General features: G+C 68.6%; 14 protein-coding genes. 5 read left to right on the top strand and 9 right to left on the bottom strand.

Going from position 1 to position 14,052, the window contains the following annotated elements; all coding sequences use genetic code 11:
• On the bottom strand, window positions 1-1,146 hold the full coding sequence (gene rlmN, locus ABD808_RS10015; RefSeq protein ID WP_344893399.1) for a dual-specificity RNA methyltransferase RlmN: 1,146 nt from the start codon (window positions 1,144-1,146) through the stop codon (window positions 1-3).
• A 112-nt stretch (window positions 1,147-1,258) separates the two neighbouring features.
• Between rlmN and ABD808_RS10010 the strand changes: the two genes are divergently transcribed.
• Window positions 1,259-2,404, top strand: coding sequence for a suppressor of fused domain protein (locus ABD808_RS10010; protein ID WP_344893396.1), 1,146 nt, complete (start codon window positions 1,259-1,261; stop codon window positions 2,402-2,404).
• Between the two features lie 42 nt (window positions 2,405-2,446).
• On the opposite strand, the gene ABD808_RS10005 is transcribed toward ABD808_RS10010, so the two are convergent.
• The 5 genes from ABD808_RS10005 to rpsB all read right to left on the bottom strand — a co-directional run bounded on the left by ABD808_RS10005 (window position 2,447) and on the right by rpsB (window position 7,045).
• On the bottom strand, window positions 2,447-3,220 hold the full coding sequence (locus tag ABD808_RS10005) for a phosphatidate cytidylyltransferase (protein ID WP_344893394.1): 774 nt from the start codon (window positions 3,218-3,220) through the stop codon (window positions 2,447-2,449).
• A gap of 365 nt (window positions 3,221-3,585) precedes the next feature.
• Window positions 3,586-4,143, bottom strand: coding sequence for a ribosome recycling factor (gene frr / locus ABD808_RS10000; RefSeq protein ID WP_344893392.1), 558 nt, complete (start codon window positions 4,141-4,143; stop codon window positions 3,586-3,588).
• Between the two features lie 89 nt (window positions 4,144-4,232).
• Window positions 4,233-5,045 carry a UMP kinase gene (pyrH, locus tag ABD808_RS09995; RefSeq protein WP_344893390.1) on the bottom strand — a complete coding sequence of 271 codons (813 nt, stop codon included), beginning with the start codon at window positions 5,043-5,045 and terminating at the stop codon, window positions 4,233-4,235.
• A 55-nt stretch (window positions 5,046-5,100) separates the two neighbouring features.
• Window positions 5,101-5,937 (bottom strand): translation elongation factor Ts, encoded by an 837-nt coding sequence (gene tsf / locus ABD808_RS09990; RefSeq protein ID WP_344893388.1) that lies wholly within the window; start codon window positions 5,935-5,937, stop codon window positions 5,101-5,103.
• Between the two features lie 85 nt (window positions 5,938-6,022).
• Complete coding sequence (gene rpsB, locus ABD808_RS09985; RefSeq protein WP_344893385.1) at window positions 6,023-7,045, bottom strand: 30S ribosomal protein S2; 1,023 nt, start codon at window positions 7,043-7,045, stop codon at window positions 6,023-6,025.
• Window positions 7,046-7,427: 382 nt separating this feature from the next.
• On the opposite strand from rpsB, the gene ABD808_RS09980 reads away from it, so the two are divergent.
• A complete protein-coding gene (locus tag ABD808_RS09980; RefSeq protein ID WP_344893382.1) occupies window positions 7,428-8,174 on the top strand; it encodes a M23 family metallopeptidase in 747 nt (248 codons plus the stop codon).
• Between the two features lie 53 nt (window positions 8,175-8,227).
• Here ABD808_RS09980 and ABD808_RS09975 read toward each other — a convergent pair whose 3' ends face one another.
• Window positions 8,228-9,133, bottom strand: a complete 906-nt coding sequence (locus ABD808_RS09975) for a tyrosine recombinase XerC (protein ID WP_425548907.1) — start codon at window positions 9,131-9,133, stop codon at window positions 8,228-8,230.
• Between the two features lie 132 nt (window positions 9,134-9,265).
• Here ABD808_RS09975 and ABD808_RS09970 point away from each other — a divergent pair, with 132 nt between their 5' ends.
• The 3 genes from ABD808_RS09970 to dprA are packed head-to-tail and all read left to right on the top strand — an operon-like array spanning window position 9,266 to window position 12,338.
• A complete protein-coding gene (locus ABD808_RS09970; protein ID WP_344893379.1) occupies window positions 9,266-9,619 on the top strand; it encodes a YraN family protein in 354 nt (117 codons plus the stop codon).
• Window positions 9,619-11,172, top strand: a complete 1,554-nt coding sequence (locus ABD808_RS09965; protein ID WP_344893376.1) for a YifB family Mg chelatase-like AAA ATPase — start codon at window positions 9,619-9,621, stop codon at window positions 11,170-11,172. The genes ABD808_RS09970 and ABD808_RS09965 overlap by 1 nt, the downstream gene beginning before the upstream one ends.
• Complete coding sequence (gene dprA, locus ABD808_RS09960; protein WP_344893373.1) at window positions 11,169-12,338, top strand: DNA-processing protein DprA; 1,170 nt, start codon at window positions 11,169-11,171, stop codon at window positions 12,336-12,338. Before ABD808_RS09965 ends, dprA begins: the two co-directional genes overlap by 4 nt.
• A 458-nt stretch (window positions 12,339-12,796) precedes the next feature.
• Here dprA and ABD808_RS09955 read toward each other — a convergent pair whose 3' ends face one another.
• Both ABD808_RS09955 and ABD808_RS09950 read right to left on the bottom strand, forming a co-directional pair.
• On the bottom strand, window positions 12,797-13,111 hold the full coding sequence (locus ABD808_RS09955; protein WP_344893370.1) for a DUF2469 domain-containing protein: 315 nt from the start codon (window positions 13,109-13,111) through the stop codon (window positions 12,797-12,799).
• On the bottom strand, window positions 13,108-13,833 hold the full coding sequence (locus ABD808_RS09950) for a ribonuclease HII (protein WP_344893367.1): 726 nt from the start codon (window positions 13,831-13,833) through the stop codon (window positions 13,108-13,110). The genes ABD808_RS09955 and ABD808_RS09950 overlap by 4 nt, the downstream gene beginning before the upstream one ends.
• Window positions 13,834-14,052 lie beyond the last annotated feature (219 nt).

Below are 14,052 nucleotides of genomic sequence, written 5' to 3'. Positions count from 1 at the left end.
TCAGTCCTTGGTCGACGCGGCCAGCTGACCGCAGGCCCCGTCGATCTCCCTGCCCCGAGTGTCGCGCACCGTGACCGGGACCCGGTGGGCCTCCAGCCGCCGGACGAACTCACGCTCGTCCTCGGGCCGTGAAGCGGTCCACTTGGAACCCGGCGTTGGATTCAACGGGATCAGATTGACGTGTACGAGTTTCCCGCGCAAGAGCCTTCCGAGAAGATCCGCCCGCCACGCCTGGTCGTTGACGTCCTTGATGAGGGCGTACTCGATCGAGACACGGCGGCCGCTGCGGTCGGCGTACGCCCAGGCCGCGTCCAGGACCTCGGCGACCTTCCACCGGTTGTTGACCGGGACGAGGTCGTCGCGGAGTTCGTCGTCGGGCGCGTGCAGGGACACTGCCAACCGCACCGACATGTCCTCGGCGGCGAGTTTCTCCATCGCCGGGACGAGCCCGACCGTCGAAACAGTAACCGCGCGTTGCGAGATGCCCAGGCCGGCGGGTGCGGGGTCGGTGATGCGCCGCACCGCGCCCATCACCGCCTTGTAGTTCGCCAGAGGTTCACCCATGCCCATGAACACGATGTTGGACAGACGTCCCGGCCCACCAGTGATGCGTCCACGCGCCAGTGCGCGCGCGCCCGCAGTGACCTGTTCGACTATTTCGGCCGTAGAGAGGTTGCGGGTGAGCCCCGCCTGACCCGTCGCGCAGAAGGGACAGTTCATGCCGCACCCTGCCTGGGACGAGACGCACAGCGTGGCCCGATCCGGGTACCGCATCAGCACGGACTCGAACAGCACGCCATCGAACGCCTTCCAGACGGTCTTCAGCGTCTTCCCGCCATCGCAGTCCATCTCGCGCACCGAGGTGAGCAGCGAGGGCAGAAGGTCGGACACGAGACGTTCCCGGACGGCGGCGGGCAGGTCCGTCATCTCGGCGGGATCGTCGACCAGCCGGGAGAAATAGTGACGCGACAGCTGGTCGGCCCGGAACGGCTTCTCACCCAGCTGGACGACCGCCTCGCGGCGTTCCGCGGAGCTGAGGTCGGCGAGATGCCGCGGCGGCTTACCGCGCCTGGGCGCCGCGAAGACGAGTTTCGCGGGGGTCTTCTCAGGCGCGGAGGCAGTGACGGCTGGCTGGGTGCTAGACATGGTTCTTCCAGTGTCGCAAATACCGGCACGTGCATCGTCCATCTACGGACACACGCCCACTCGACACTCGACATTCCTGCACATGACCTTGTGTGCGACTAAGGTCTCGATCATGTCGGTATTGCGCAGGGGCGCCGCCTCGTCCCAGGGTTCGGCGGCCACGGTGGTCCACGCCGCGGCGAGTCCGTACGGTAGTCGGCGGCTCACCATCGAGACCGACGGTGATGTCACCGCCGCTTACCTGAAGGACGCGCGTGACTCCGTGGTCGGGGCGGTGTGGGTCGCGAACCATCGCAAGGCCCCGTCCGATCTCGACCAGTCCCGGCTTGGCGCGGGCCGCGCGCCCCTTCTGCCCGAGTCCCACGTGCGCCATCCGGGGGGACGCAAGGCGTTGGACGCCGAGAGCCTGGAGGTCGTGTGGTTCGAGGAGGGCGACGGAGTGGCCGTCCTCGAAGCGGGCGATCCCCTGTTCGTGATCCCTGGTTGGTCCGACATGGGTCGCGGCATCCCCGGATACGCCCGTGACGCAGCGCGCCAGAGTCCTTTCGCGTTCCCGCTGGACGAGGAGATCGACGACTTCGGCCCGCGGATCGACCGGGCCCGCGAGCACTGGAAGATGTGCCGCGCGGACGGTTCGTGGGCGGAGTTCCAGCAATCGGTGCTCGGACACCTGCTCCAACGGCTCGGCCCAGGTGGCCACTACTGGCACGACGTAGGACGGCAACTTGGCAGCGGACGCACCGGCATGGCCCCGACCGTAGGGGTTTCGGAACGTCCCGCACGCGGCGAGCGCGAATTCACCGTCCTCAGCACTGTCGGGATGTGCCGCCAGAGGATGCCAACGGTCGAACTCTACGAAGACGACGTCACCCCGTACGGACGCATAGAGCTGGCAGTAGCGAGCACCCTGCCGAGTCAGCGCGTGGGAAGCATTTTCCCGTGGCTGTCGCAGTACCCGTGGCGGTCGGTGACGTGGTTCGCGCCCGGAGACGTCGTCAAGTGGTACCACGAGGCCAGCACGTTCCCGCTGCGCAGCGGCGACTCCACCTGGGAGGGCGTACTCCTCCTGGACGACCCCAGCCGTCTGGCGGGCCCAGAGTCACCTGGGTTGACGGGGCTCACACTCCATAGCGACCCCGTCCGATGGCTGTGGCTGGTGCCCATCACCGGTGAAGAGCACCGCCACGCCAAGAACGAGGGTTCGGACGCACTGGTCCGCCGCCTCGCGCAACAGGGACGCTCCTGGGTCGTGTCCTGAACCAACCCAGGAGGCTTCTCAGCCACCGCGCGAAGGCGCGTCCTAGCTCGGGACGAACAGTTCCAGGAGAAGCCAGACGACGGGGGCCGTGACCACCAGGGAGTCGAGGCGGTCCATCACGCCCCCGTGGCCGGGAAGGATCGTTCCCAAGTCCTTGATGCCGAGGTCACGCTTGATCATCGACTCGACGAGGTCGCCCGCGGTCGCGGTGACCACGGCGGCGAGACCGACCAGCACGCCCTGCCAGATCTTGCCGTCGTCCAGCAGCCACCAGACCAGGCCGCCGCCGACGAGCACGCACATGAGAGCGGAGCCCGTGACCCCTTCCCAGGTCTTCTTCGGGCTGATCGTGGGCGCCAGCTTGTGCTTGCCCAGGAATGCTCCCGCGAACAGGCCGCCCGTGTCGCTCGCCACCGTGGTGGCGATGAAAATGACGATGCGGTGGTCGCCGTCATCGGGACGCATGAGCAGCGCCACGATCCCGCCTACGAGCACCAGATAGCCGACCACGAAAACGCCCGCCGAGACGTCCCGCACATAGCCATCGGCGCCGTCAGTCAACCGTGCCAGCAGTAGCGCGAACACCGTCACCGATACCGCTGCCAACGCGGCAGTGGAACCCCACTCGTACGCCACGACCGGTGTGCCCACCATGCCCACCGCGACCGGGACGAACGGAACGCGGATGTCGCGGCTCTTGAAAGCCTCCGTCAGCTCCCGCATCCCGATGAAGAGGAACACGATCATCACGGCAAGGAAGATCTCCTTGACCGTGTAGAGCGAGAGCAGCACCAAGGAGCCGAGCCCCAGCCCCACACCGATCGCGAGGGGAAGGTCGCGTCCAGTCCTGCCCGCGCGCTTGCCCCCGGACGTCCCGGAAGGCGGGCTTGCGGAAGAAACCCCACCGGCGGACGCGTCCGCAGACCCGCCGTTTACAGAAGACGCCCCTGCAAGAGAGGCGCCTCCAGTGGACGTGTCGTCATCAACCAGCCCCGGAGGGGACTCGTCAGTGCGAGGGGTGTCAGAAGGCGGGACGTATGCGTGCGCGCCAGCGGGAGGGGCGGCGCCAGAGGACGACTCGTCCTCCGTGGGGGTGTCCGGTGCCTTCCCGGCCATGTCGGCCATGTCGGCCTCCGGCTCCTCCGGGGAGCGCGGAGGCCCCCCGGCGTCGTCGAGTTCCATCAAACTTCGAGCAGTTCCGCCTTCTTGTGCTCAAGCAACTCGTCGATCTGCGCCACGTAGCGGTGCGTGACGTCGTCGAGCTCCTTCTCCGCACGCCGGACATCGTCCTCCCCCGCCTCGCCGTCCTTGGCGAGCTTGTCGAGGCTGTCCTTGGCCCGGCGGCGGATGTTGCGGATGGAGACCCGGCTGTCCTCCGCCTTGGTGCCCGCGACCTTGATGAACTCCTTGCGGCGCTCCTCCGACAGGTCGGGGAAGACCACCCGGATGACGTTGCCGTCGTTGGTGGGGTTCACGCCAAGGTCGCTGTCACGGATCGCCCGCTCCACGGCCTGCATGGACGACTTGTCGAAGACCTGGACGATGACCATCCGCGGCTCCGGCAACGTGAACGACGCGAGCTGGTTGATCGGCGTCGGCGTGCCGTAGTACTCGGCGGTGATCTTGTTGAACATCGCGGGGGTGACCCGGCCGGTGCGGATGGCCTGGAAGTCCTCCTTGGCGACCGCGACCGCCTTCTCCATCTTCTCCTCCGCTTCGAGGAGGGTCTCGTCGATCACTGTGACTCCCATGTCATCTGGTCGGCCCTGGTCGTACGGTTCCGCGCTGGGTCCCGTACCGTGTCGCGCACCGCGGTCGGGGGCTGCGGTCAGCCCTCCTCCGGGCTGACCAGCGTGCCGATCTTCTCACCCCGGACGGCCCGGACGATGTTGCCCTGCCCCATGAGATCGAACACCACGATGGGGAGCGCGTTGTCCATGCAGAGGCTGATGGCCGTGGCGTCCATGACCTTCAGGCCCCGCTGTAGAACCTCACCGTATTCCAAACGGTCGAACTTGACCGCGTCAGGATTCTTTCGCGGATCGGCGTCGTAGACACCGTCCACTTGCGTGCCCTTCAGGACGGCCTCCGCGCCGATCTCCAGCGCGCGCTGCGCGGCGGTGGTGTCGGTGGAGAAGAACGGCTGCCCGAGGCCCGCGCCGAAGATGACGACGCGTCCCTTCTCCAGGTGCCGGATGGCGCGCCGTGGGATGTAGGGCTCGGCGACCTGGCTCATGGTGATGGCCGTCTGCACGCGGGTGTCGAGACCGAGCTTCTCCAGGAAGTCCTGGAGGGCCAGGCAGTTGATGACCGTGCCGATCATGCCCATGTAGTCGGCGCGTCCGCGATCCATACCGCGTTCGGCCATGACCGCGCCGCGGAACATGTTGCCCCCGCCGCAGACGACCGCCACCTGGACGCCGTCCCGTACGGCCTCGGCGATGGCCTCGGCCACATGCTGGACGATCTCCGGGTCGATGCCGAGTGGGTCGCGTCCGGCGAAGGCCTCGCCCGAGAGCTTCAGCAGTACCCGCTTCCAGCCCGCGCGCGGCGCGTGCTGGCCGTGCGCGGGCTGTCGGCTGCTGACATCCCGATCGGACGACGAGGCCGCCGTCGCGCTAGTGGTCGTCTTCTCCGGCACGTCGGCGGCCTCCTCGTTGCTTCGTGTTCTGTCGGCGTCTGTCTCCAGAGTGCCCCTATGCCTGCCCGACCTTGAACCGGGCAAAGCGGACAACCTTCACACCGGCCTCGTCCAGGACCTTCGCGATGGTCTTCTTGCCATCCTTCACGAAAGCCTGCTCGACCAGCACGAAATCACGGAAGTAGGCGTTCACCCGGCCCTCCACGATCTTCGGGATGGCCTGCTCGGGCTTGCCCTCGTCGCGGGTGAGCTGCTCGGCGAGCGCCCGCTCCTTCTCGATCGCCTCGGCGGGGATCTCCTCGCGGGTGAGGTACTTGGGGGCCATCGCCGCGATCTGCTGGGCGATGTCCTTGGCGACCTCGGGGTTCTCGGCGTCCAGCTCGACCAGCACACCGGTGGTCGGCGGCAGGGACGGGTCGGACTTGTGCAGGTAACTGGCCACATAGGCGCCCTGGAAGTGGGCGAAGCGGCGCAGCTCCAGCTTCTCGCCGATCTTGGCGCTGTTCTGCTCGATCAGGGCCTGGACGGTCGTGCCCGGCTCGATCTCGGCGGTCAGCAGCCCCGGCGCGTCGGCGGTGCCGCTGCCCGCGGCGAACTCGACGAGCCGGTTCGCCAGCTCGATGAACTGCTCGTTCTTGGCGACGAAGTCGGTCTCGCAGTTGAGCTCGAGGAGCGCCCCGTCGCCGGAGTTCGCGAAGTACTCGGCGACCAGCCCGTTGGCGGCGGTGCGCTCGGCGCGCTTGCCGACGTCCTTGGCGCCCTTGAGACGCAGCAGTTCGGTGGCCTTCTCGAAGTCGCCGTCGGCCTCGGTGAGGGCGTTCTTCACGGCCATCATGCCGGAGCCGGTCAGGTCGCGCAGCCGCTTGACGTCAGCGGCGGTGAAGTTGGCCATAGCTCTCTTCGCTTCTCTCGTCGTTGATCGTGGGATCCGCGACGCTCCCGGCCGCGCCCGCGCCGGGGCGGCCGGGAGCGTGGGATCAAGCCTGCTCGGCCTCGGCGGGCTTCGGGGCCTCCTCGGCGGACTGCTCGGCGGGCTGCTCAACGGGCTGCTCGACGGCCTCCGCAGTGGGCTCCGCGGGCTCCGCAGCCTGCTCGGCCTGCTCAGTCTCCTCGGCCTCGGCCTCGGCCGGAGCGCTGTCGGCGGGCTCGGCGGGAGCCTCGGCCGGGGCCTCCGGCGCTTCGGCGGGCGCCTCCGCGGCGTTCTCGTTCGGCTTGAGGAGGTCGCGCTCCCACTCGGCCAGCGGCTCCTCGGCGCCTCCAGCGGCGGCGCCCTCCGCCGGCTTCTGGTCGCCGCCGGGCGCGGCACCCGCGCGGGCGATGAGACCGTCCGCGACGGAGTCGGCGACGACGCGGGTCAGCAGGCTGACACTGCGGATGGCGTCGTCGTTGCCCGGAACCGGGTAGTCGACCTCGTCGGGGTCACAGTTGGTGTCCAGGATCGCCACGACCGGGATACCGAGCTTCTTCGCCTCGTTGACGGCGATGTGCTCCTTCTTGGTGTCCACGATCCAGATGGCGCTCGGAACCTTCGCCATGTCGCGGATACCACCGAGGGTGCGCTCCAGCTTGTCCTTCTCACGGCGCAGACCGAGAAGCTCCTTCTTGGTCATGCCGGAGCCGGCCACATCGTCGTAGTTGATCTCCTCCAGCTCCTTGAGCCGGGTGAGCCGCTTGTGGACGGTGGAGAAGTTCGTGAGCATGCCGCCGAGCCAACGCTGGTTGACGAAGGGCATGCCGACCCTGGTGGCCTGCTCGGCGATGGACTCCTGGGCCTGCTTCTTGGTGCCGACGAACAGGATCGTCCCGCCGTGGGCGACCGTGGCCTTGACGAACTCGAAGGCGCGGTCGATGTAGGACAGCGACTGCTGCAGGTCGATGATGTAGATGCCGTTGCGCTCGGTGAGGATGAAGCGCTTCATCTTCGGGTTCCACCGGCGGGTCTGGTGGCCGAAATGGACGCCGCTCTCAAGGAGCTGCCGCATGGTGACGACGGGTGCCATTGCCCGTGTTCTCCTTCTCTGGCCCTGCCGGGCCGCATTTGGTTGTCTGCCTACGCCCGGGCGTCATCCCACCGTCGCCGTGCGACGGACCGAGGGACGGCGCCCCACCCTGCGCGGATGGCATGCGGGCGCGTGAAATCAGCCGCCTGGGACAACCCTGGCGGCTGTGACCCGTTCCCGGGTCCTGTGACCGTTCCGCTCAACGCGGCTTCTCGGCGTTCCCCCTGGGGGGATCGTCAACGGCCTGGCCTGGCCGGTGCCCCCTCGGACACGGTTACAGATTATCAGGGCGTGGACGGGTCCGGGAATCGCTGGTGCGATGGTTATCCACAGTTCGGGGACCTTGGGACGCGGGGTGCGTGGCACCGACAGGCTGCGGGACATGGTCTTGCTGACACTGCTCCTCACCTGCGTGATCACCGCCGCGACGTCGGGCCTGAGCGCCTGGAGCCCCGCCCTGGACGCCTGGCGTTGGCCGCTGGGCCCGCCCGCCCCTCGGATCATCCGGGGTTTCAGCCCTCCCGTGTCCACATGGGGACCAGGTCACCGGGGCGTCGATCTCGCGGCCCGTCCGGGGCAGCCCGTCTACGCCTCCGGTCCGGGCCGCATCCTCTACGCCGCCCGTCTGGCGGGACGCGGGGTGGTCGCGATCGGCCATGGCGAGCTGCGGACCACGTATCTGCCGGTCCGTCCCAGCGTCCGGGTGGGCCGCCGGGTCACGTCCGGCGCCCGCATCGGCACCGTGGAGGACGGCTCGCACCACTGCCCGGAAACCTGCCTGCACTGGGGCCTGCTACGCGGGCCCGTCTACCTGAATCCGATCAGTCTGGTGCAGCGCGAGCTACGGCTGCTCCCCCTCTGGGAACGCCCAACACCGTCCGCGAGCCGCCCCGCCCCAGACCCAGCCCCCGATTCGGGGATCGCCCTGCGAGACGCAACCACCGCGACAGGCGGGGCGTTATCCGGCATGGCCCTCAGCTTCACCCTGACCTTCGTCTGGCGCCGCACCCACGCCCGCTCCCGCCTGCACAGTCGCCGCCACCCACCGCCCGGCGTCATCAACCTCTCCCGAGAACGCCGCCTACGCCACACCCCTAAACCCACCACGGGCGACCGTTCCCGCTGGTGAGTGCAGTTGTCTGTCACGAGCGAGCGCTGGCCCGCCCCTGCGAAGTTCGGGTGTTACCGGGCTCCGCGGGGGTGGGCTTGGCGGTGGACCTGTTTGAGGCGTTCGGCCGAGACATGCGTGTACAGCTGGGTCGTCTGTAGGGAGGCGTGGCCGAGGATTTCCTGGACGCTTCGCAGGTCGGCGCCGCCCTCCAGCAGATGCGTGGCGGCACTGTGGCGAAGGCCGTGCGGGCTGAGGTCGGTCACCTGGCCGACCTCGGCGATCCGCGTGTGGACGATGCGGCGCGCACTCGTCGGGTGCAGGCGTTTCCCCCGGGCTCCCAGGAACAGTGCGGGCCCGCTGCCGTCCGTCACCAACGCGGGGCGTCCGGCTCGCAACCAGTCCTGGACGGCGCGAGCGGCGGGTTCTCCCACCGGGACGGTCCGTTCGCGTCCGCCCTTCCCAAGGACGCGGACGGTGCCGCGTCCGGTGTCCAGGTCGTCGATGTCGAGACCGCACAGTTCGCTGACGCGGACGCCCGTCGCGTAGAACGTCTCCAGAACGGCCAGGTCGCGGAGCCCCAGTGGGCCCTCCGAGTCCATCGTGTCAAGGAGTCGTGCCGCCTCGTCCTGGGTGAGCACCCCGGGGAGATCACGGTGCTTCCTCGGGGTTCCGAGCAGCAGGCCGGGGTCGTCCTGGAGCAGACCGCGCCGGTGCAGATGCCGGGTGAACGCGCGGACGGCGGCCGTGCGGCGAGCCAGGGTGGCACGGGAGCGGCCAAGCGCGTGCTGACGGGCAAGCCAGGCGCGCAGAAGCGTGACGTCCAACTCCGCCGGGTCCACGACGCCGACACCGCTGGCGTAGCCGGTCAGGTCGCTCAGATCACCGAGGTAGGCCCTCAGGGTGTGCGGCGAGACATCGCGTTCGGCCCGCAGATGGCGCCCGAACTCGGAGACGGCGTCCTCCATCGCGTTGGCCACAGCGTCACGGTGCGACGACCGCCCGCGAGAAGCAAGCACCGAACGCCGTTTCCCCAAAGTTATCCACAGGGTGTCATTTCTCGGCGACGCACTGTCACGGCACGGCATCGTCGGAATCCGGAGGTGAGGCCCATGAACGCCCACATCAGCCTCGGTCGGCGCGGTGAGGACGCCGCCACCGACTACCTGGTCGACCTCGGCTGGACGATCCTCGACCGCAACTGGCGCTGCCGCGAGGGAGAGCTCGACATCGTCGCCCACGACGGCCGGAGCCATGTCGCCTGCGAGGTGAAGACCCGCGGCTCCGACCGCTTCGGAGACCCCCTCGAAGCGATCACCGCGGACAAGGCGGCCCGGTTACGGAGGCTGGCCTGGCGCTGGGCCGCCGCGCACGGCGTCAACGGAGGGCTCGTCCGGGTCGACGTTCTCGGCCTGCTCCCGGACGGCGACGGTTTCTCGGTCGACCACATGCGGGAGGTGTGTTGATGACGCTCGCGAAAACACGCTCGGTCTCGCTCGTCGGGGTGGACGGCTGCGTGGTCGACGTCGAGGCGGCCATCACCAGCGGCGTCCCCGGCCTGCACCTGGTCGGCCTCCCGGACACGGCGCTCAGCGAGGCCCGCGACCGGGTCCGCGCCGCCATATTCAACTCGGGCGAGGATTGGCCCAATCGCCACGTCACGATCTCCCTTTTCCCAGCGAGCATGCCGAAAAAGGGGTCGACCTTCGATCTCAGCATCGCAATCGCCTTGCTCGCCGCTGCGGAGGCCGTTCCGGCACAGGCCTGCGCCGACCTCGTCCTGATCGGCGAACTGGGATTGGACGGCCGCATCCGCCCCATCCAGGGCGCGCTCCCCGCCGTGCTGGCCGCAGCCAACCAGGGCTGCCAGACGGTCGTCGTCCCACGCGCGAACGCCGCCGAGGCCGAACTCGTCCCGGGGATGAAAGTCGTGTCCGCCGCCACGCTGCGCGGCCTCCTGTGCCTCCTGCGCGACGAACCACCGCCCATCGAAGAGGAGGAGAGCACCGGTCCCTCCTCCCCCTCCGACCGACTCGCCATACGGCAGCAGGACGTCCCGCCCGACCTCGACCTGGCGGATGTCCGCGGCCAGGCGGAGGCCCGCCGAGCACTGGAGATCAGCGCCGCGGGAGGCCATCACCTCGCCTTCACGGGCCCGCCCGGATGCGGCAAAACCATGTTGGCGGAGCGGCTGCCAACGCTGATGCCACCGCTCGAACCCGACATCGCGCTGGAGGTCACAGCGATCCACTCGGTGGCGGGGACGTTACGACCGGGTCAGCCGCTCATCACCCAGCCACCGTTCTACGCCCCACACCACAGTGCGTCCCGCGCCTCAATGGTCGGCGGCGGCTCGGGCCGCGTCCTGCAACCGGGAGCGGTATCCCTAGCCCACCGCGGCATTCTCTTCCTGGACGAGGCCCCCGAATTCATGTCGGGAACCCTGGATGCCCTTCGCCAACCCCTCGAAGAAGGCGTCGTCAGAATCTCCCGGATCGAGGGTATGGCGCGTTTTCCCGCTCGCTTCACCCTCGTCCTGGCGGCGAACCCATGCCCGTGCGCCGCCGCCAAACAGATCGACTGTTCCTGCTCTCCGGGCATCCGCCGCAAATACGTCTCCCGCCTGTCGGGCCCGCTTCTCGACCGCATCGACCTCAAGCTCGAACTGGCACCGGCCAGCCGCGCCGAGCTCCGCTTCGACCTGGAGTTCGCCGAGTCCAGCCAGGTGGTGGCCGAACGTGTCCAGCTCGCCAGGGAACGGACGCTCAGACGCCTGGAGGGCACGCCGTGGCGATCCAACTCCGAGATCCCGGGGCCGGAGCTGCGCCGCCGCTTCACTCCCCCGGCCGACGCGATGGTGGGCGCCGACGAAGCTCTCCAACGAGGCGCACTGAGCGCACGCGGCCTCGACCGCGTCCTGCGGGTCGCATGGACGATCGCCGACCTGACGGGCCACGACGAACCGGACGCGGACGACATCGGCGGCGCGCTGACACTGTGGACGGCGGGGCGCCAATGAGCGACGAACGCACCGCCCGCGCCACCCTCACCGCAGTCGCCGAACCCGGAGACATCTTTCTCAACCGAATCATCGACCATTGCGGCCCAGAACAGGCGCTCGAATCCATACGCACCACCCGGATCCCCGACGGCCTGTACGCCTCCCCGAAGGAGATCCAACGCCTCGAACACTGGCGCATCCGCCTTATCGCCGCGGAACCCGACCAGGACATGGCCGTCTGTTCCCAGTTCCGCGGACGCCTCGTCTGCCCGGGAGACCCGGAGTGGCCCACGACCCTCGACGATCTCGGAACCGGACGCCCCTACGCCCTGTGGCTGCGCGGCCCCGGGGACCTGCGGTACAGCTGCCTGCGTTCGGTCGCCATCGTCGGTTCCCGCGCCGCGTCGCCCTACGGCCTGCGGGCCGCGTCCGACTTCGCCGCCGAACTGGCCGACGGAGGCTGGACGGTGATCTCCGGCGGCGCCCTCGGAATCGACGCGGCGGCCCACCGGGGCGTCCTCGCCGCCGACGGCTCCACCGTCGCCGTCCTCGCCAACGGCGTCGACGTCCCGTACCCGGCCGCCAACGAGGGCCTGTTCGCGGAGATGGCCCGGCGTTCCGTCCTGGTGAGCGAGTCCCCACCGGGCACCCACCCGCACCGCCTCCGCTTCCTCGTCCGCAACCGCCTGATCGCCGCGCTCTCCAGAGGAACGGTCGTCGTAGAAGCGGAAGCCCGCAGCGGCGCCCTCAACACCGCTTCCTGGGCGGCAAAACTGGGCCGCATGGTCATGGCCGTGCCCGGCCCGATCACCAGCCGATCCTCAGTCGGATGTCACCGCCTCCTACGCGAGGACGGCGCCACCCTCACCACCCGCACCGCAGAGATCATTGAGGCCGTGGGCCGTTTCGGCACCGACCTCGCCCCACCACCAAACACCCCCGTCCTGGCCCGCGACCGCCTGGAACCAGTGACCCGATCCGTTCTGGAAGCATTCCCCTCACGCGGCACCACCGGCCCCGCACAACTAGCCGTCAAGGCAGGCGTCGACCTGACAACGATCAACGCCAAACTGGGCCTCCTCGCCGCCGCAGGCTTCATCGAACGCACCCCGTCAGGCTGGCGCCTAACCAAATCAGCCAAGACCCCCACCAGCCCAACCACCAACAACCCCAAACCTCCCTGAGCCGACCCCACGCGCACCGCCCTCCCAACCCAACGACACCGACCCAATCACCAACCACAACCCTTCCTGAGAGGACGCCACAGGCGACCCTCCCGCAACCCGAGGACACCGGCCCGACCACCACCGCCAGCCCCAGTTGCCCTGAGGAGGCCCGTCACGTAGCTCTTCCGCAACCGAACGACACCAACACCACGCCCACCCGAACTGACCGCTGCCCTCACAGCCCAGCCTCGCCCAATAGACCCACCGGCCGTAGCCAGGGCAGTGAACCCGTAGAACCACACTGGTCACTGAGATACGGCGGGGTCTGTCTGGGGTTGGTGTCGCGTCGGTTCAGGTGGGTTTGGGTGTCGTTTGCCGTGCTGCCATCGGGAGGGGAGGCCAGGCCGTGCTTTTGGTGTTCCGGGGGGCGGTTTACCGCTCGAATGGTGGCGTGGTGGACGGTTCCAGGCGTTTTGCTACTGGTCGGAGGGGGGTTCGAAATCGCTCTTGGCGAGTTCTTCGACGTTGACGTCCTTGAAGGTGACGACACGTACGTTCTTGACGAAGCGGGCAGGGCGGTACATGTCCCAGACCCAGGCGTCCTGCATCGTCACCTCGAAGAAGACCTCGCCGTTGTCGACGCTGCGCACCTGAAGGTCGACCGAGTTGGTGAGATAGAACCGGCGCTCGGTCTCGACGACATAGCCGAAAAGCCCGAGAACGTCTCGGTACTCGCGGTAGAGCTGCAGCTCCATCTCGGTCTCGTACTTTTCGAGATCCTCGGCGCTCACGCCCGTGCCCCTTCCGCGTGGCCCCCGCCGGGGACCTCCCCTTCGGTCTCCTCCACCAAGGCCACCTCCCCATTGTTACGCAAGGCACGCCCAACGTTGACATAGGAGAACCGATGCTCTGGACAGGGTCCGTGCTCGGCGAGCGCCTTGCCGTGCACGCGGGTCACATACCCCTTGTGGAGGTTGAAGCCGTACTCCGGGTACCGCTCGTGGAGGGCCACCATGATCCGGTCTCGGGTGACCTTCGCGACGATGGACGCCGCCGCCACGCACGCCGCCGTCTGGTCGCCTTTGATCATCGCGAGCCCGGGGACTTCCAGGCCGGGCACGCGGAACCCGTCGCTGAGGACGTACGCGGGCCGCCGGTCCAGGGCGGCGAGGGCCCGTCGCATCCCCGTGATGTTGCAGCGGTGGAGGCCGATCCGATCGATGTCATGGCACGGAATGATGACCGCGCTCCAGGCGTACGCGCGCTCGGTGATCTCGGCGTACAGCTCCTCACGCCGCGCGGGGGTCAGCAGCTTGGAATCGGTGAGGCCGTCGATCTTGCCGCGTCCGCCCTGGAGGATCACCGCGGCGACGACCAGGGGGCCCGCGCACGCCCCGCGACCAGCCTCATCGACACCGGCGACCGGGCTGAGCCCCGCGTGTTGCAGGGAACGCTCGTATGCGTGCAACCCCGCGTCACGGCGCGGCGTGAAGCGCAGTGGACGACCCTTCATGCTCCGCAGCGTACGTCCCCACGGCCGTCCGCCGCTCCCTGAACGCCCCCGTTCCATCAGTCCCTGAACGCCGCCGTTCCATGACGTTCCTGATCACATGGCATGACAACACTCCATACGAAGGCTGAGGCCGAACAACACTCCGCACGAAGGCTGAGGCTGACTGCGGGTGTCCCTCAACGCCCGGGGGCATTCCCTTGGCGATGGCGGTTGCGGCCG

The organism is Actinomadura meridiana, from assembly GCF_039537545.1.
Lineage (GTDB): Bacteria > Actinomycetota > Actinomycetes > Streptosporangiales > Streptosporangiaceae > Spirillospora > Spirillospora meridiana.
This window is presented reverse-complemented; position numbering and strand designations above follow the sequence as displayed.